The following is a 15,266-nucleotide window of genomic DNA, read 5'->3' as shown; positions in this document are numbered from 1 at the left end:
GAGCCCTAGTGAAGCTTGATTCGATGTACCAGGACGTCATTCTCGACCACTACAAGCACCCGCACGGGCGCGGTCTGAGAGATGGCGACGCCGAGGTGCACCACGTCAATCCGACGTGTGGCGACGAGATCACCCTGCGTGTGAAGTACGACGGCTCGCGGGTCGCGGATGTGTCGTACGAGGGCCAGGGCTGCTCCATCAGCCAGGCCAGCGCGTCCGTGCTCAACGATCTGCTGGTCGGCAAGGAGCTGGCCGAGGCGCAGAAGATCCAGGAGACGTTCCTGGAGCTGATGCAGTCCAAGGGCCAGGTCGTGCCGGACGACGCGATGGAGGAGGTGCTGGAGGACGCGGTCGCGTTCGCCGGCGTCTCCAAGTACCCGGCGCGGGTGAAGTGCGCGCTGCTGAGCTGGATGGCGTGGAAGGACGCGACCGCCCAGGCTCTGGGCGAGAGCCCCGAGAGGAAGACGGCATGACGGAGAACGTGGAGGCGGCGCTGAAGCCCGCCTCGGAGGAAGAAGTCCGCGAGGCGCTGTACGACGTGGTCGACCCCGAGCTGGGGATCGACGTGGTCAACCTCGGACTGATCTATGGCATCCACATCGACGACTCGAATGTCGCGACGCTGGACATGACGCTGACGTCGGCGGCGTGTCCGCTCACCGATGTGATCGAGGACCAGGCGAAGTCCGCGACGGAGGGCCTGGTCAACGAGCTGAAGATCAACTGGGTCTGGATGCCGCCGTGGGGTCCGGACAAGATCACGGACGATGGGCGTGAGCAGCTGCGCGCGCTGGGCTTCAACGTCTGAGGCGGTTCGCGGTAGTGGGAAACGGTCATGCCGCCAGTGGAGACTGGCGGCATGACCGTTTCCTTTTACTACGCGACCACTACCGGCCGGCATCGTGCCTACGGGGCTGCCTTCACCGGGGGTGGCGTGGGGACGACGGCGGGGGTCGCCATACCGTTGTCGCGGAGGTCGAAGTGGTCCATCTCCACGCTGCGGATCAGCACGCCGGGGAATTCCTCGAAGAATCCCAACGCTTCCGCCACGGCTTCCGTGAGTGTCTCGGCCTCGAATGAGCACATGAACCGGGAGTATCCCGGTCGCACCGCCAGGCCGATGCGCCCGTCGTTGAAGCGGTCGAGATGGGCCAGAGTGTTGGACTGATCCTCTGTGAGCGGGGCGTCCAGCACGAGATTGAAGTACCAATTACGCACAGTTCCGGTGCCTCTCTGTGAATCGGTCAATCTTGTTCGCCTCGTTTCCCTGGCTCCGGGGCGTGCAGTGCACCACGACACGTTCGTTGCAGGGGCAGCAGACCACGGCACCCCAGTCGTGGCCGTTCTGTTTATGCGTCACCTTGAGGCCCGCCCGCTCCGCGCGTTTCAGTGCCGCTTCAACATCCTTCTTCTGATGCCGGTCTCCGAGTCCCATGCCACCACGTTCTACGCACCCCGTGACGGGACGGGCCTCAGAAGGGAAGCAAACCGCCCGATCGAGCTACAGACAGTTCCGGGCAGCGAGGTCCAGAGCCATCCCAAGGGCGATGAACTGCGCGTACTGCGGCCCAAGGCCACACTCCTGGACCGATCACCGCATCGATGTGTACGGGTGTACACAGCGATATGTACACTCGTACGCATGGGATATGGACTGCTGGCCGCCGCCATAGCGGCCGAGGTGGCCGGGACCACGGCCATGAAGTACAGCGAGGGGTTCACCCGGCTCTGGCCCTCGGTCTTCACCGTGGTCGGCTATCTGCTCGCGTTCTCGCTGCTGGCGCAGACGCTCAAGACCATGTCGGTCGGGACCGCCTACGCCATCTGGGCGGGCGTCGGCACGGCGGCGGTCGCCGCGATCGGGATGCTCTTCCTCGGCGAGTCGGCCAGTCCGGCGAAGTTCGCCGGGATCCTGCTGGTGATCGCGGGCGTCGTGGTGCTCAACATGGGCGGCGCGCACTGATGGCCCGGCGCTACGACCCCGAGCGCCGGCAGCGCATCATCGACGCGGCCTTCCGGATCGTCGGGCGCGACGGGATCGCCGGGCTCAGCCATCGCACGGTGGCCGCCGAGGCCGATGTGCCGCTCGGCTCGACGACGTATCACTTCGCCTCCCTCGACGAGCTGTTGATCGCGGCGCTGCGGCAGGCCAATGAGAACTTCGCGACGGCGGTACGCGGCACCCTCGCGTCCACGGCCCCCACGGCCCCCGGGCCCGGCGTCGCCGCCGAGCTGGCCCGGGTGATGGGGCACTGGCTGACGGGGGAGCGGGCCAGGGCCGAGCTGGAGTGCGAGCTCTATCTCGCCGCCCTGCGCCGTCCCGCCCTCAGGCCCGTCGCGGCCGAGTGGACCCAGTGGGTCATGGACGCCCTCTCGCGCCACACCGACGTCGTCACCGCGCGGGCGCTGGTGGCGATGATGGACGGGATCTGTCTCCAGGTGCTGCTGACGGACACGGCGTACGACGAGGAGTACGCGAGGGAGATGCTGGCGCGGATCCTGGGGTGAGGCCGGGCGGGCGGGGGCGCCGCCGGGCGGGGGTGCGGGGCCCTGCTCGGGGTGCCGGACCGGCCCGGGTGCGGGAGCGGTCAGGGTCCGTCGTCCGGAGGAAGAGACCAGTTCGCACAGGTGGCCGGGGCCGCGTTAGGTTCTCCTTATGACCGACACCACCGCTCCTCGTACCACCGGCGCCGTCGCCGCCGGCCTCGCCACGCTCGCCGCCGACGGGACCGTTCTCGACACCTGGTTCCCCGCCCCCGTGCTCAGCGCCGACCCGGGGCCCGCCGGAACCGAGCGGCTCTCCGCCGAGCGGGTCGTGGAACTCCTCGGCGAGGGGGCCGCCAAGGCGATCGGCCCGGACGCCCGCCGTGGCGTCGAGGTCGTCGCCGTCCGCACGGTCATCTCCTCCCTCGGCGAGAAGCCGCTCGACGCGCACGACGCCTACCTCCGCCTCCACCTGCTCTCCCACCGTCTCGTCAAGCCGCACGGCCAGAACCTCGACGGCGTCTTCGGGCTGCTCGCCAACGTCGCCTGGACCTCGCTCGGCCCGGTCGCCGTGGACGACGTCGAGAAGGTCCGTCTCAACGCCCGTGCCGAGGGCCTGCACCTCCAGGTGACCAGCATCGACAAGTTCCCGAGGATGACGGACTACGTCGCCCCCAAGGGCGTGCGCATCGCCGACGCCGACCGCGTCCGCCTCGGCGCGCATCTCTCCGAGGGCACCACCGTGATGCACGAGGGCTTCGTCAACTTCAACGCCGGAACGCTCGGCACCTCGATGGTCGAAGGACGCATCTCCGCCGGGGTCGTCGTCGGCGACGGCTCCGACATCGGCGGCGGCGCCTCCACCATGGGCACCCTCTCCGGCGGCGGGAACGTCATCATCTCGATCGGCGAGCGCTGCCTGGTCGGCGCGGAGGCGGGCGTCGGCATCCCCCTCGGCGACGAGTGCGTGGTCGAGGCCGGGCTGTATGTCACCGCCGGCACGCGGGTCACCATGCCGGACGGAGAGATCGTCAAGGCGCGCGAGCTCTCCGGCGCGAGCAACATCCTCTTCCGCCGCAACTCGGTGACCGGCGCGGTCGAGGCGCGGCCGAACAACGCGGTGTGGGGCGGTCTCAACGACGTGCTCCACAGCCACAACTAGTTCCCCTCGTGACAGAGCCGTCCGCCCGGAGCACAGGCCGGGCGGACGGCTCTGTCTCTGTCTCTGTCACGGCGCGACCCGGGCCCCGGCGGGCACGGGCCCCACCGCAGCCGCGGGCCCCCGAGCGGTGACAGCGGCCAGCAGCGTCTCGTACGCCTCGCGCAGCCGCCCGGCCGTCTCCCGGTCGGCGGGCAGCAGCGGCTCCCGTACCCCTCCCGCGTCCAGCAGCGCCTTCGCCGTCACCGTGCCCGGCAGCCCCGACGCCATCATCAGCTCGGTCAGCGGCAGCAGCAGCCCGTTCAGCCGCGCCGCCTCGGCCGTGTCGCCCGCGTCGAAGGCGTCCAGCACCGCGCGCAGCGGCCCCGGAGCCGCGTTGGCGACCGTGCTGACGTAGCCCGCGCCGCCCACCGCGTACAGCGGGAGGTTCAGCTCCTCACAGCCGGAGTAGTACGCCAGCGGGGTGCGCGCGATCACCTTGGAGGAGCCCAGCAGGTCGTAGGCGCAGTCCTTCACCGCCACGATCCGCGGATGCCCGGCCAGCCGGAGCAGGCTCTCCGTGCCGATCCGGACGCCGGTGCGGCCCGGGATGTCGTACAGCATCAGCGGCACGCCGACCGCGTCCGCCACCTTGCGGAAGTGCGCCTCGACCGCCCGCGCCGGCGGGCGGCTGTAGTACGGGCTCACCACCAGCACCCCGTCCGCGCCCGCCCGTTCGGCCGCGCGGGCGAGCTCCACCGTATGGCGGGTGTCGGAGCTGCCCACCCCCGCCACCACGGGCACATCCGGACCGACCGCTTCCCTCACCGCCCGGACCAGGGCCGTCTTCTCGGCGTCCGATGTGGTGGGGGACTCGCCCGTCGTCCCGTTGAGCACCAGCCCGTCGCAGCCGTCGGCGGTCAGCCTGAGGGCATGGCGCGCTGCCGCCTCGGCGTCCAGCTCGCCGTCCCGGGTGAAGGGGGTGATCATCGCGCAGAGCGCCCGGCCGAAAGGGTGCGGTGTGGTCATGGGTCACCAGTCTCCGCCCCCGCCGTCATCAAGGTCTACTTAGATGTTCTTCAGCTTTTTGTTAAGGAGTTCTGGAGAGTTGTGCGTGGATACGGTCTGGCCGGGCGGCATTCCATGCGTCACGATGGCAGAACCGGTATCCGCTCAGACGGAGGTCGTCATGAGGCTCGGCACAGCACTCTCCACCGGATTCGCCGAAGAACAGCCCCTGGCCGAGGAACAGCGCGCCCAGCCCGAACCCGAAGCGGCCCCGGCGCCCGAGCGGACCGTCGCGTCCGCGCCGCCCGTAGCGGCGGTCGCCGCCCGATGAGACTGCGGCTCCCCGAGGAACGCCCCGTGGAGCCGCCCGTCGGCTACAAGATCGCCCACCCCGTGCTCTCGGGGGACGGCGCCAGGGCCGGATTCCTCGGCGTCTCCCTCGGCGGCCGGGAGCCGTACGGAGTGCTCGACGACGCGCGCTGCGCCTATGGGCGGCGGCACCGGGTCCCCTCCCGGCTCTGCGACTGCGGCTTCCACGCGCTCGCCGAGCGCTCCGAGGCGCTCGGGCTGACCTGCACCGCCGAGCACCGCAGAGCCGTACTGCTCGAAGTGACGGTGCTCGGCGCGTACATCCGCTTCGAGCTGGGCTTCCGCTACGCCCGCCAGCGGGTGCGCGCCATGACCGTCGGCGACTGCCCCTGCGCCGTCCCGGCGGTGCTGCTCGCCGACGCGGGGTGGGGCCGTCCCGGCTGGCATGCGCTGGAGGCCGCCTGCGGCGGCTGTGTCCGGCGGCGTACGGCGCTGACCCTCGCGGAGTTCGCCGAAGTCGCAGGCGAAGGGCTGCGGGCGCGCGCCGCGCCGGGCGGGCGGCGGTTCGCGCCGCGCGCGCCGTCCGTGCCGGAGCTCGTCGCCGAGGCGGCCCTGCTCCAGGCCCGGCTCGACTGGTTCCAGACCCAGCTCTCGCGCCATACGGACGGGGACTGAGCCGAGGCGGCCGGGGCCCTGCACACCCGGGCCGAGCCTGAGCCCGGGCGTGCAGGGCCCCGTCGGCTGAGCCCGGGCGGACGGCGCGGCGGCTGAGCCCGGGCGTGCAGGGCCGGCGGCCGTTACGGGCGGAAGCGCAGCACCTGCGGGTCGTGGTCGCTGTTCTGCTCCGCGAACTCCGCGTTGATGTGCACGCTGTCGTAGCTGAAGTCGCGGATGGACGGGCTGGTCAGGATCTGGTCGAGCACCTGGCTGTTGCCCTGGTAGACATAGGAGTACCGGTCCTTCTTCGGGAGCGACTTCACCGCCGGGTACAGCGCGCCGCCGTCGGTGAGCGCCTCGGTCGTCGCCGAGAACTCGAAGTCGTTGACATCGCCGACGACCAGGACGTCCGCGCGGCGGTCGGTGCGGAGGATCTCCTTCACGAAGGTGTTCACTGACCGCGCCTGCGCCAGCCGCTGGACCTCGGACGAGCGGTTCGGGGGCTGGCGGTGGGAGGTCAGGGCCTCGTCGCCGCCCTTCGACGCGAAGTGGTTGGCGATCACGATGACCGGCCGGCCCCGGAAGACGAACTCGCCCGCGAGCGGCTTGCGGCTGGACTCCCAGGCGCTGTTCGCCGGGTCGACCCGGCCGGGGGACAGGGTCAGCGCCGCCCGGCCGTGCTCCCGTGCGACACCGGTCGCGGTGACGGCGTCGCCGCCCGGCCGGTCGGTGAACGAGACCCGCTCCGGGTTGTAGAGGAAGACCTGGCGGATGTTGCCGCCGGGCTGGCCGCCGTCCTTGTTGTTCTCCGGGGAGATGGAGCGCCAGTCGTACGCCGGGCCGCCCGCCGCGACGATCGCCTCGGTGAACTTCCGCACGGTGGCGTCGGAGTCGACCGTGCCGTCGTTCTTCGGGCCGCTGTCGTCCTGGATCTCCTCCAGGGCGAGGATGTCGGGCGAGGCCAGATTCCCGACCACGGCCCGGCCGAGGGCGTCGAACTTCTCCTGCGGGTCGGACGGGTCGAGGTTCTCCACGTTGTACGTGGCCACGGCCAGCTCGCCACGGCGCTGCGGGCGGGTCGACTCGCGCTCCAGCTCCCGGCTGGTGACCGTGCCGAGGGTCCGCGCGGTCAGCGTGTAGCCGCCGAACTGGTTGAAGTCGAGGGGGCCCTCCGCGCCGCCGGTGAGCACATCGCCCACGTCGGCCTTGGGGAAGGGCCGTTCGGCGATCGGGATCAGCGACTGGATCTGGAGCCGTCCGGTGTTCTGGGAGGCGTACGAGTTGTACAGAGCGCCCCCGCGCGCACTCCGGTTCTCGAACGGCTTGACGGTCACCCACAGCTCGGAGAACGGGTCGGTCGCGCCGACGATCCTGGAGGTGCCGACGCGGACGTTGCTGCCCTCCAGGGACTCGTAGTAGTCGAGGGCGTACGCGTGGGGGCGGAGCGTGAGGGCGTTGACGCTGCCGCCCGCGGCGGGGTCGCCCGCCGGGGCGTAGGCGTCGGGAACGGAGCGGGCGGAGACGGTCACCGGGGCGGGCGGCTCATGGCCGGAGGAGACCACCGTGACCGTGGGGCGGGAGATCTGGGTCAGGGACTGATTGCCCGAGGAGGCGCCGCCGGGGACGAACTCGGCGACCGTGCCGGAGACCCGCACCTCGTCGCCCGTCTTCACCGTGGGGGTGGAGCCCTGACCGGTGAAGACGAAGATCCCCTCGCTGGTGGCGGGGTTCTCGTCGGCCTGGGGGTCCTGGAACCAGAAGCCCCGCGACGAGCCGTAGGCCCGGACGCCGGTGACGATGCCGGGGACCTCGGCGACCGGCTTGCCCACCAGCGGGGAGATCCGGGTGGCGCCCTGGATGTCATGGATCCGGACGGCGGCGGCGGGGTCGGCGGCAGCGGAGTCGGAGCCTGAGCCGGCGGCGGAGCCGGTGGCGGGGTCGGCCGACGCGGCGGACCCCGCCAGCAGTCCGGCGGCGAGCGCGGCGGCGACGAGCGCCGCGAGGGCGGCGGTTCTCGGTACGACGGAGGAAGACATCGGGTTCTCCGGGATCGAGGAGGGTGCGGGACGGGACGGCAGGGACGCGTGCCCGGCGGGCGCCCGTGGGGGGTGCTCCGGTTCGGCACGGCGGGTGCTCTACGCGCGTCAATCTCTTTGCTGGGCAGGGGCCTTGTCAAGACACGCCGGATGTACGGAGATATACGAGGGGATGAACCGGGGCACGAGGGGGCGTCCCGGGCAGGTCCGGCGGGGGCGCGCGCCCTGGCCGGACAGCGGTGCGGAGAGTGTCCGGAGTCTGCCGACCGGGCGGCGAAACCCGGTGATATACGTCTACGCTGGAGGCCGCCCAGGGGCCATGCACGGGCCCCGTACGCACCCCCGAGGAGAAGCTGCCTGATGTCCCACGACGGTCCCACCCTGCCGCCCGTGCGGCTGCCCTCGGACGCGGAGCTGGCGCGGGAGGCGCTCGCCGCCCCTCTGCTGACCAGGGCCGTACGGCTCGCCCGCTGGGCGGGCCCGCAGACCCGGGTGGGCGCGGGCGGTGAGCTGATCGAGGAGCAATTGCCCGAGGCGGCCGAGGCGCTGGGCCTGGGCGCGGACGACGACGGACCGGCGTACGCCAGTGAGGCATGGCGCACCGCGGTGGACGCGGGCCTGATCGAGATCGAGGACCCGGAGTCGGCCGACGCCGAGTACGGCACGGCCCGCGCGGGCGAGAGCCTCGCGCTGATCGTCTCCGGGGGGCCGCAGGACATCCTCGCCATCTGGCAGGAGGCCCTCGAAGCCGTGTACGCCGACGCGATCGCGCCGGTGCTGGACGATCTGGCCGAGGCGATCGGCGAGGACGGCGAGATCGATTACGGGCTGCTGGACTGGGACCCGGACGGCGAGGCCGAATTCCTCGACGGGGTGCTCGGCAATCTGTATCTGCTCACCGTCACGGACGGCGGCGCGGACGATCAGCCGGTGCCGCTGCCCGCGCTCGCCGCGTCCATGATCGTGCCCGATGACATGTCCGAGCCCACCGACGATGTGCTGGAGCAGGTCTCGGACGCGATGGTCCGGCTCGACGACCAGTTCCGGCTGCTGGAGCCGATCGGTCTCGTCGAGTATCTGCCGATGGACGAGTCGCTGATGTTCGAGGAGGGCGACGGGCCCGCCGAGACCGGGACCGAGGCCGAGACCGCCGTGGACGACACCGACGTCTCCCGGTACGGGCTGGTCAGGCTGACCCCGCTCGGTCTGTACGGGGTCCGGGCGCGGATGCTGGAGGCGGGGGTGGACGCCCCCGCGGTCGGGGAGCTGGCCGACAAGGGCGCGGACGCGCTGCTCGACGGGCTCGCCCACTACCCCGAGGCCGCCGCCCGCGCCGAGACCGAGCAGTGGCTGGCCCGGCGCGAGCCCGCGGCGGCGACGCATGAGCTGCTCGCCGCGGCGCGGGGCGCGGACCAGGGCGGGCCGCTGCGGCGGCTGCACTGCCAGCAGGCGCTGACGCTGGTGGGCGCGCAGGCGGAGCCGGAGGTCCGGGCGGTCCTCGACGATCTGGAGCTGGGCGGTCTCGCGCGGGTCTGGCTGGCGGAGCGGGGAGCGGCGGAGGTGCCCGCACCGCCCGAGTCGATGGTCTTCTGGCTCTCGGTGGACACGATCGCGGCGCAGCTCGACGCGGACGGGGAGTCGGAGGAGCTGCGGAGCCTGGTGGCGGGGCTGACCGGACAGCACAGCGGCTTCTTCGAGGCGGCGTGGCGGGTGGACCACCCGGCGACGGCGGACGTTCTGGAGGCGATGGGCCGCATCCACCCCGACAAGAAGTCGGCGAAGGAGGCCCGCAAGGCGGCGTTCAAGGCCCGCTCCCGGCAGGGCGGACAGAGCGGCGCCGGTATGTCCTGAGCGCTCGCGGGGCACGGGGCCCGGGCTCACGGGCCCGGTCCCGTACCCCGGGCTCCCGGAGCCGGTCCCGTACCCCGGGCTCCTGTACCCCGCTCCCGTACCCCGGGGGCGCGGAAGGCCCTCGCCGCGGTCCGACGGCGAGGGTTCCCTGGTGGGCGCGGCTGGGCGACCCCATGGTAAGTCGGCCATAGGAATGGCCGGTTTCCCAAGTCCCGGGCCGTCCGGTGTTCAAACCACCGTCCCGCGAGGGAGGAATCGTGTGCTCGCCTTCGGCAGCACGGGAAAGAACTCCCTCAGGACGATCAGGCCCCCTCAGGAGACAGCCGATGACCCTCACCCGCCGAGAATTCAGCAGACACTCCGCCCTCACCGGCGCCGGCCTCGCCCTCACCGGCAGCGTCGCCGCACTCGCCACCGCCCCCGGCGCCCTCGCCGCCGAGGACCCGGCGGGCACGGACGACGACGGGCCCGGCTACGGTCCGCTGCTCCCCGACCCCGATGGGCTGCTCGCCCTCCCCCAGGGCTTCTCCTACCGGGTCCTCACCCACAGCGGGGTCACCCGCCTGGAGTCGGGCGAGTTCACCCCCTCGAACCACGATGGCGCCGCAGCCTTCGCCGGCCCCCGGGGCGTCACCCTCCTCGTCGTCAACCATGAGCTGCGCGGCGTCCGTTCCCGCTGGCGCCACCCGGTCCCGCTGACCGAGGGACTGGTCTACGACCCGGCCGCGTCCGGCGGCTGCACCGTGGTGGAGGTCCGCCCGCACGGCGAGGTCGCCCAGTGGGTCGGCGTCGCCGGGACCTCCACCAACTGCGCCGGCGGCGGCACCCCCTGGGGCACCTGGCTCACCTGCGAGGAGAGCGAGGAGCTCGCGGGCCAGAACGGCATGACCCGGGACCACGGCTATGTCTTCGAGGTCGACCCCTACGACCGCCGGGCCAACCGCGACCCCCGGCCGGTCAAGGCCCTCGGCCGGTACGCCCATGAGGCCGTCGTCATCGACCCCCGGCGCGGTCACGCGTATCTCACCGAGGACGCCGACGAACCCAACGGCTTCTTCTACCGCTGGGTGCCGCCCCAGGGCTTCCGGCACGGGCGCGGCAGGCTGCGCGGCCTCGCGGACGACGCCGGGGTGCTCCAGGCCCCCCGCTGTTTCGACTCCCGGGGCCGGCTCGTCGACGACCTCTCCCGCGCCACCAGGGCCGGCACCGTCTACGGCGTGGACTGGACCGACGTACCCGACCGGGACGCCCGCACCACCCCCGTACGGCAGCAGTTCGCCGACAGCGCGATCACCCGGGGCCGCAAGCTCGAAGGCATGTGGTGGGGCGACGGGGGCGCGTACTTCGTCTCCTCCTACGCCCGTGCCGACAGCCCCGCCCAGCACAACGGCCAGGTCTGGTTCTACGACCCCCGGCGCCGCACCCTCACCCTGAAGGTGATCCTCGGCGTCGACGACGGCTACGACGGACCCGACAACATCACCGTGTCGCCGTACGGCGGGCTGGTCGTCGCCGAGGACGGCGCCGGGGCCCAGCATCTCTTCGGCGCGACCGACCGGGGCCGTATCTACCCCATCGCCCGCAACGAGCGGAACATAGGCACCGAGGAGAAGCCGGATTACAGCGAGTTCGCCGGAGTCGTCTTCTCCCCCGACGGGCGGACGCTGTACGCGAGCATGCAGGCCCCGGGGATCATGTTCGCGATCACCGGGCCATGGCGGCGGCACTCCCACCGCGACTGATCCGGGATTTCCCGGCAGCGATTCCCACCCGGATGTGAAGGTATGACCAGCCGTCATTCGAGACGCGGCGGTCACAGGGTTAGAGTCCCGGCAGCGGCTTCGGTTCCGCCGGACGTGTTCTCTGGATCCTGGCCTTATGATGGGCGCACCTCCCGGTGCGCTGGCTGCGGCTACTTCCTGCAAAGAATCAAGCCGCCGCTACTTTGATCTCGGGAGGCTCAATGCGAGGGCGCCTTTGGGCGCCCTCGCGCTGTGCGTCCCCTGTGACGGGGGGAATTGAGTGGCACGTTTCAATGTCCGCGCACGCAAAGCGCGGTCCATCTCGCCTGTGCTGTCGACCGGCTGTGAGCTCCGCAACCGCCAAGGCGGCCCTGGTTGGGAGCGCGATGCGCGCTCCGAGCTGTTTCTGCTGGCAGTCGCCAACTTCGTCTCCCAGCAGACGTTTTACGAATCCGGAAACGACCGTGACGACCGATTCATCCGACTGGTGCGGAGACTCGCCCTCGAAGACCCGGAGTGGACCGCCGGACTGATCGGCTGGCTGCGTGCCGAGGGCAATATGCGAACCGCGTCGCTGGTCGCCGCCGCCGAATATGTGAAGGCGCGTATTGACGCGTCCATGGCTATAGGGCCATCGAACCGGAGCGTCATCGACTCGGTACTGCGCCGCCCGGATGAACCGGGTGAACTGCTCGGTTACTGGACTTCTCGGTACGGCCGGAATGTGCCCAAGCCCGTCAAACGCGGAATCGCCGACGCGGTGGCCCGGCTCTGGAACGGAAAGGCGCTGCTGACGTACGACACCGCCGCCAAGCACTACCGCTTCGGCGACATCCTCAATCTGGTGCACGCCCCGCCCCACCCCGCCAAGCCATGGCAGGGCGAGCTGTTCCGGTACGCGCTCGACCGCCGCCATCACCCCGACGCCGCCGTGCCGCCCATCGCCGAGCGCACCCTGATCGCCCACCGCGAGCTGATGGCGCTCCCCGTCGCCGAACGGCGCTCGGTGCTCACCTCGCCCGGCGGGGCCGACCGGCTCGCCGAGGCCGGAATCACCTGGGAGGCGCTCGCGGGCTGGCTCCAGGGGCCGCTGGACGCGGCGGCCTGGGAGGCCATGATCCCGTCCATGGGGCCGATGGCGCTGCTGCGCAATCTGCGCAACTTCGACCGGGCCGGCGTCTCGGACGAGGTCGCCACGGCGGTCGGGGCGCGGATCGCGGACCCCGGGGAGATCGCCCGCGCCCGTCAGTTCCCCTTCCGCTATCTCGCCGCGTACCAGCACGCTCCCTCGCTGCGCTGGTCCTACGCGCTGGAGACGGCGCTCGGCCACTCGCTGGCCAATGTGCCCGCGCTGCCCGGCCGGACGCTGATCCTGGTCGACCGCTCGGGCTCGATGTGGTCGCCGCTCTCCGACCGCTCCGCACTCAACAAGGCCGATGCCGCCGCCGTGTTCGGGATAGCGGTCGCCATGCGGGCGCAGGAGGCCGATCTGGTGCAGTTCGGCTCGTCCAGCGCCCGGGTGAGGGTCCGCCGGGGCGACTCCGTGCTGAAGGTCCTGGGCCGCTTCGACAGCCTCGGCGGCACCCATACCGCCGAGGCCGTGGGCGAGCGCTACCGCGATCACGACCGGGTGCTGATCATCACCGATGAGCAGGCGGCGGGCTGGGCCCATGGCGACCCGGGGGAGCAGGTCCCGGCGGACGTCCCCGTCTACACCTGGAATCTGGCGGGCTACCCGGCGGGCCACTCGGCCTCGGGAACGCCCGGCCGGCACACCTTCGGGGGGCTGACGGACGCGGCCTTCCGGATGGTGCCGCTGCTGGAGAGCGGCCTGGACGGGGACTGGCCCTGGCGGTGACCTCGCCGTGCCGGCGGGTCCGGCCCCGGCGGTGACCCCGCTGTGCCGGCGGGTCCGGCGGGCACGGCCCGCAGATCACGGTCGCCGATCACCGTCCGCCGATCACGCTCCGCCGATCACCCGACGGCGGAATCCGAACCGAAGGAGCTGAGTGTGTCGATCCTGTCGTACGAGCGGTATCCGCTGCTGTTCGGTCCTTCCCCGGTGCACCGGCTCGACCGGCTCACCCACCGTCTCGGCGGCGCCGCGCTCTGGGCCAAGCGCGAGGACTGCAACTCGCCCATCGCCTACGGCGGCAACAAGACGCGGAAGCTGGAGTATCTCGTCGCCGACGCCCTCGCCCAGGGCTGCGACACCCTGGTCTCCATCGGCGGGGTCCAGTCCAACCACACCCGTCAGGTCGCCGCCGTCGCCGCCCGCGCCGGGCTCGGCTGCGTACTGATCCAGGAGAGCTGGGTGGACTGGCCGGACGCGGTCTACGACAAGGTCGGCAACATCCTGATCAGCCGGCTCGCCGGCGCGGACGTCCGGCTGGTGCGCGCGGGCTTCGGCATAGGAGTCAAAGAGAGCTGGGAGCAGGCGCTCCGGGAGGTCGAGGAGCGCGGCGGTCGCCCCTACGCCATTCCCGCCGGGGCCTCCGACCATCCGCTGGGCGGGCTCGGCTTCGCCGGCTGGGCGTACGAGGTGGCCGAGCAGGAGGACCGACTGGGGGTCTTCTTCGACACGATCGTGGTCTGTTCGGTGACCGGCAGCACCCAGGCCGGGATGATCGCTGGGTTCGCCGCGCTGGAGGAGGCGGGCGGCAGGCCCCGGCGCGTCCTCGGCGTCGACGCGTCCGCCGCGCCGGAGCGCACCCGGGAGCAGATCAGCCGCATCGCGCGGAACACCGCGTCCCTCATCGGGGTGGAACGCGAACTGCGGGATACGGACATCGAGCTGGACGAGCGCTACCACGCGGGGGTGTACGGCATCCCGGACGAGCGGACCCTGGCGGCGATGCGGCTCGCGGCCCGTACGGAGGGCATGGTCACCGATCCGGTGTACGAGGGCAAGTCGATGGCGGCCTTGATCGACCTTGTCGGCCGGGGCGAGATCGGGTCCGGCTCGACCGTGCTCTACGCCCATCTCGGCGGGCAACCCGCCCTCAACGCCTACAGCGCGCTGTTCTGACCGAGATTCCGTGAAACCGGTCCTGGCGCGTCGCTGACCAGGCATTCAGCCGCAAATGGAGGTGCGGATCCGGTTGCGATCTGACCACGGTCCCCCCTGTGCGCTGTCATCATGCGGCGGGAGAGGTCATACTCACGGTAATGACGAAATCAGCCGGATCCCGGCGACATCTGCCGTCCAGTCCCTTCAACCGCAACGCCCCGGCAGCCCCGCCGATCGAGCAGTACACGGTGGGCGACCGGGTCTCGCACGATCAATTCGGCCTGGGAAGAATCATCGCGGTGGAGCATGACAACGCCGCCGTGCTCGTCGATTTCTCCGGACGAAGGGGCAGGATCGCCAGCCCCTTCGCCAAACTGGCCAAGCTCTGAGGTCCGCTTCCGCCGGGGCCCGCTGCCGCGTATGACGACGGCAGCGGGCCCCGGCGGTTTCACAGGCCCGACCGGCCCGACCTTCTCGACCGGGTCTTCACCGACTGGACCGACTGGTCAGAGCGCCTGACCGGCGGGCTTCACCATGCCGCGCACGGTCCGCGACTTGACGAAGTCGCCCATGGCGGTCATCTCCCACTCCCCGGAGAACTGCTTGATCAGCTTGGCCATCATCACCCCGGTCTGCGGCTCGGCGGTGGTGAGGTCGAAGCGGACCAGTTCCTCGCCGGTGGCCGCGTCCATCAGCCGGCAGTACGCCTTGGCGACCTCGGTGAACTTCTGTCCCGAGAACGAGTTCACCGTGAAGACCAGGCCGGTGGCCTCGGCAGGAAGGCGGCCGAGATCGACGACGATCACCTCGTCGTCGCCCGCGCCCTCACCCGTCAGATTGTCGCCCGAGTGCTTGACCGAGCCGTTCAGGATCGCCAGCTTGCCGAAGTAGCAGCTGTCCAGATGATTGCGGTTCGGGCCGTAGGCGATCACCGAGGCGTCGAGGTCGATGTCCTTGCCCCGGTAGGCGGGCTCCCAGCCGAGGCCCATCTTCACCTTCGAGAGCAGCGGACGGCCGCCCTTGACCAGCGA

General features: G+C 71.3%; 17 protein-coding genes. 12 read left to right on the top strand and 5 right to left on the bottom strand.

Features of this window, described 5'->3' with window-relative positions; all coding sequences use genetic code 11:
• Positions 1-8 precede the first annotated feature (8 nt).
• Both sufU and FF041_RS33465 read left to right on the top strand, forming a co-directional pair.
• Positions 9-473 carry a Fe-S cluster assembly sulfur transfer protein SufU gene (gene sufU, locus FF041_RS33470; protein ID WP_323393448.1) on the top strand — a complete coding sequence of 155 codons (465 nt, stop codon included), beginning with the start codon at positions 9-11 and terminating at the stop codon, positions 471-473.
• Positions 470-808: a metal-sulfur cluster assembly factor gene (locus FF041_RS33465; RefSeq protein ID WP_153526228.1), complete on the top strand. Its 339-nt coding sequence runs from the start codon at positions 470-472 to the stop codon at positions 806-808. The genes sufU and FF041_RS33465 overlap by 4 nt, the downstream gene beginning before the upstream one ends.
• A gap of 98 nt (positions 809-906) precedes the next feature.
• Here FF041_RS33465 and FF041_RS33460 read toward each other — a convergent pair whose 3' ends face one another.
• Complete coding sequence (locus tag FF041_RS33460; RefSeq protein WP_323393445.1) at positions 907-1,218, bottom strand: hypothetical protein; 312 nt, start codon at positions 1,216-1,218, stop codon at positions 907-909.
• On the bottom strand, positions 1,211-1,435 hold the full coding sequence (locus tag FF041_RS39720; RefSeq protein WP_228388812.1) for a hypothetical protein: 225 nt from the start codon (positions 1,433-1,435) through the stop codon (positions 1,211-1,213). Before FF041_RS39720 ends, FF041_RS33460 begins: the two co-directional genes overlap by 8 nt.
• Positions 1,436-1,642: 207 nt before the next feature.
• Here FF041_RS39720 and FF041_RS33455 point away from each other — a divergent pair, with 207 nt between their 5' ends.
• The 3 genes from FF041_RS33455 (at position 1,643) to dapD (ending at position 3,646) form a co-directional block, all read left to right on the top strand.
• Positions 1,643-1,963 carry a DMT family transporter gene (locus FF041_RS33455; protein ID WP_153526226.1) on the top strand — a complete coding sequence of 107 codons (321 nt, stop codon included), beginning with the start codon at positions 1,643-1,645 and terminating at the stop codon, positions 1,961-1,963.
• Positions 1,963-2,508 carry a TetR/AcrR family transcriptional regulator gene (locus FF041_RS33450; protein WP_153526225.1) on the top strand — a complete coding sequence of 182 codons (546 nt, stop codon included), beginning with the start codon at positions 1,963-1,965 and terminating at the stop codon, positions 2,506-2,508. Before FF041_RS33455 ends, FF041_RS33450 begins: the two co-directional genes overlap by 1 nt.
• Positions 2,509-2,656: 148 nt before the next feature.
• On the top strand, positions 2,657-3,646 hold the full coding sequence (dapD, locus tag FF041_RS33445; RefSeq protein ID WP_153526224.1) for a 2,3,4,5-tetrahydropyridine-2,6-dicarboxylate N-succinyltransferase: 990 nt from the start codon (positions 2,657-2,659) through the stop codon (positions 3,644-3,646).
• Positions 3,647-3,712: 66 nt separating this feature from the next.
• On the opposite strand, the gene dapA is transcribed toward dapD, so the two are convergent.
• On the bottom strand, positions 3,713-4,651 hold the full coding sequence (gene dapA / locus FF041_RS33440) for a 4-hydroxy-tetrahydrodipicolinate synthase (RefSeq protein ID WP_153526223.1): 939 nt from the start codon (positions 4,649-4,651) through the stop codon (positions 3,713-3,715).
• Positions 4,652-4,811: 160 nt separating this feature from the next.
• Between dapA and FF041_RS33435 the strand changes: the two genes are divergently transcribed.
• Positions 4,812-4,961: a hypothetical protein gene (locus FF041_RS33435; RefSeq protein ID WP_153526222.1), complete on the top strand. Its 150-nt coding sequence runs from the start codon at positions 4,812-4,814 to the stop codon at positions 4,959-4,961.
• Positions 4,958-5,614 (top strand): hypothetical protein, encoded by a 657-nt coding sequence (locus FF041_RS33430; RefSeq protein ID WP_153480397.1) that lies wholly within the window; start codon positions 4,958-4,960, stop codon positions 5,612-5,614. The genes FF041_RS33435 and FF041_RS33430 overlap by 4 nt, the downstream gene beginning before the upstream one ends.
• A 122-nt stretch (positions 5,615-5,736) precedes the next feature.
• Here the strand turns inward: FF041_RS33430 and FF041_RS33425 are convergent, their stop codons facing one another.
• The gene (locus FF041_RS33425) at positions 5,737-7,632 is read right to left on the bottom strand and encodes an endonuclease/exonuclease/phosphatase family protein (protein WP_153526221.1); all 1,896 of its coding nucleotides are present in this window, start codon (positions 7,630-7,632) and stop codon (positions 5,737-5,739) included.
• 360 nt (positions 7,633-7,992) lie between these two features.
• Between FF041_RS33425 and FF041_RS33420 the strand changes: the two genes are divergently transcribed.
• The 5 genes from FF041_RS33420 to FF041_RS33400 all read left to right on the top strand — a co-directional run bounded on the left by FF041_RS33420 (position 7,993) and on the right by FF041_RS33400 (position 14,624).
• Positions 7,993-9,483: a hypothetical protein gene (locus FF041_RS33420; protein ID WP_153526220.1), complete on the top strand. Its 1,491-nt coding sequence runs from the start codon at positions 7,993-7,995 to the stop codon at positions 9,481-9,483.
• Positions 9,484-9,809: 326 nt separating this feature from the next.
• Entirely contained in the window at positions 9,810-11,225 is a 1,416-nt protein-coding gene (locus FF041_RS33415; protein WP_153526219.1) for an alkaline phosphatase PhoX, read from the top strand.
• A gap of 280 nt (positions 11,226-11,505) precedes the next feature.
• Positions 11,506-13,083, top strand: coding sequence for a TROVE domain-containing protein (locus FF041_RS33410; RefSeq protein ID WP_323393442.1), 1,578 nt, complete (start codon positions 11,506-11,508; stop codon positions 13,081-13,083).
• A gap of 153 nt (positions 13,084-13,236) precedes the next feature.
• Entirely contained in the window at positions 13,237-14,253 is a 1,017-nt protein-coding gene (locus FF041_RS33405) for a 1-aminocyclopropane-1-carboxylate deaminase (RefSeq protein WP_323393440.1), read from the top strand.
• A 140-nt stretch (positions 14,254-14,393) separates the two neighbouring features.
• On the top strand, positions 14,394-14,624 hold the full coding sequence (locus FF041_RS33400) for a hypothetical protein (protein WP_153526218.1): 231 nt from the start codon (positions 14,394-14,396) through the stop codon (positions 14,622-14,624).
• A 117-nt stretch (positions 14,625-14,741) separates the two neighbouring features.
• Here FF041_RS33400 and FF041_RS33395 read toward each other — a convergent pair.
• The coding region (locus tag FF041_RS33395) for a TerD family protein (RefSeq protein WP_194292281.1) at positions 14,742-15,266 on the bottom strand (525 nt) is incomplete at its 5' end.

The sequence above is a fragment of the Streptomyces jumonjinensis genome, from assembly GCF_009600885.1.
Classification (GTDB): Bacteria; Actinomycetota; Actinomycetes; order Streptomycetales; family Streptomycetaceae; genus Streptomyces; species Streptomyces jumonjinensis.
The sequence above is the reverse complement of the archived record's forward strand: the minus strand, read 5'-3'. Positions and strand labels throughout refer to the sequence as shown.

Coding starts and splice junctions, on each gene's coding strand:
- FF041_RS33465 (WP_153526228.1), top strand. CDS start 470: ATGACGGAGAACGTGGAGGCGGCGCTGAAGCCCGCCTCGGAGGAAGAA.
- FF041_RS39720 (WP_228388812.1), bottom strand. CDS start 1,435: ATGGGACTCGGAGACCGGCATCAGAAGAAGGATGTTGAAGCGGCACTG.
- FF041_RS33455 (WP_153526226.1), top strand. CDS start 1,643: ATGGGATATGGACTGCTGGCCGCCGCCATAGCGGCCGAGGTGGCCGGG.
- FF041_RS33450 (WP_153526225.1), top strand. CDS start 1,963: ATGGCCCGGCGCTACGACCCCGAGCGCCGGCAGCGCATCATCGACGCG.
- dapD (WP_153526224.1), top strand. CDS start 2,657: ATGACCGACACCACCGCTCCTCGTACCACCGGCGCCGTCGCCGCCGGC.
- dapA (WP_153526223.1), bottom strand. CDS start 4,651: ATGACCACACCGCACCCTTTCGGCCGGGCGCTCTGCGCGATGATCACC.
- FF041_RS33435 (WP_153526222.1), top strand. CDS start 4,812: ATGAGGCTCGGCACAGCACTCTCCACCGGATTCGCCGAAGAACAGCCC.
- FF041_RS33430 (WP_153480397.1), top strand. CDS start 4,958: ATGAGACTGCGGCTCCCCGAGGAACGCCCCGTGGAGCCGCCCGTCGGC.
- FF041_RS33425 (WP_153526221.1), bottom strand. CDS start 7,632: ATGTCTTCCTCCGTCGTACCGAGAACCGCCGCCCTCGCGGCGCTCGTC.
- FF041_RS33420 (WP_153526220.1), top strand. CDS start 7,993: ATGTCCCACGACGGTCCCACCCTGCCGCCCGTGCGGCTGCCCTCGGAC.
- FF041_RS33415 (WP_153526219.1), top strand. CDS start 9,810: ATGACCCTCACCCGCCGAGAATTCAGCAGACACTCCGCCCTCACCGGC.
- FF041_RS33400 (WP_153526218.1), top strand. CDS start 14,394: ATGACGAAATCAGCCGGATCCCGGCGACATCTGCCGTCCAGTCCCTTC.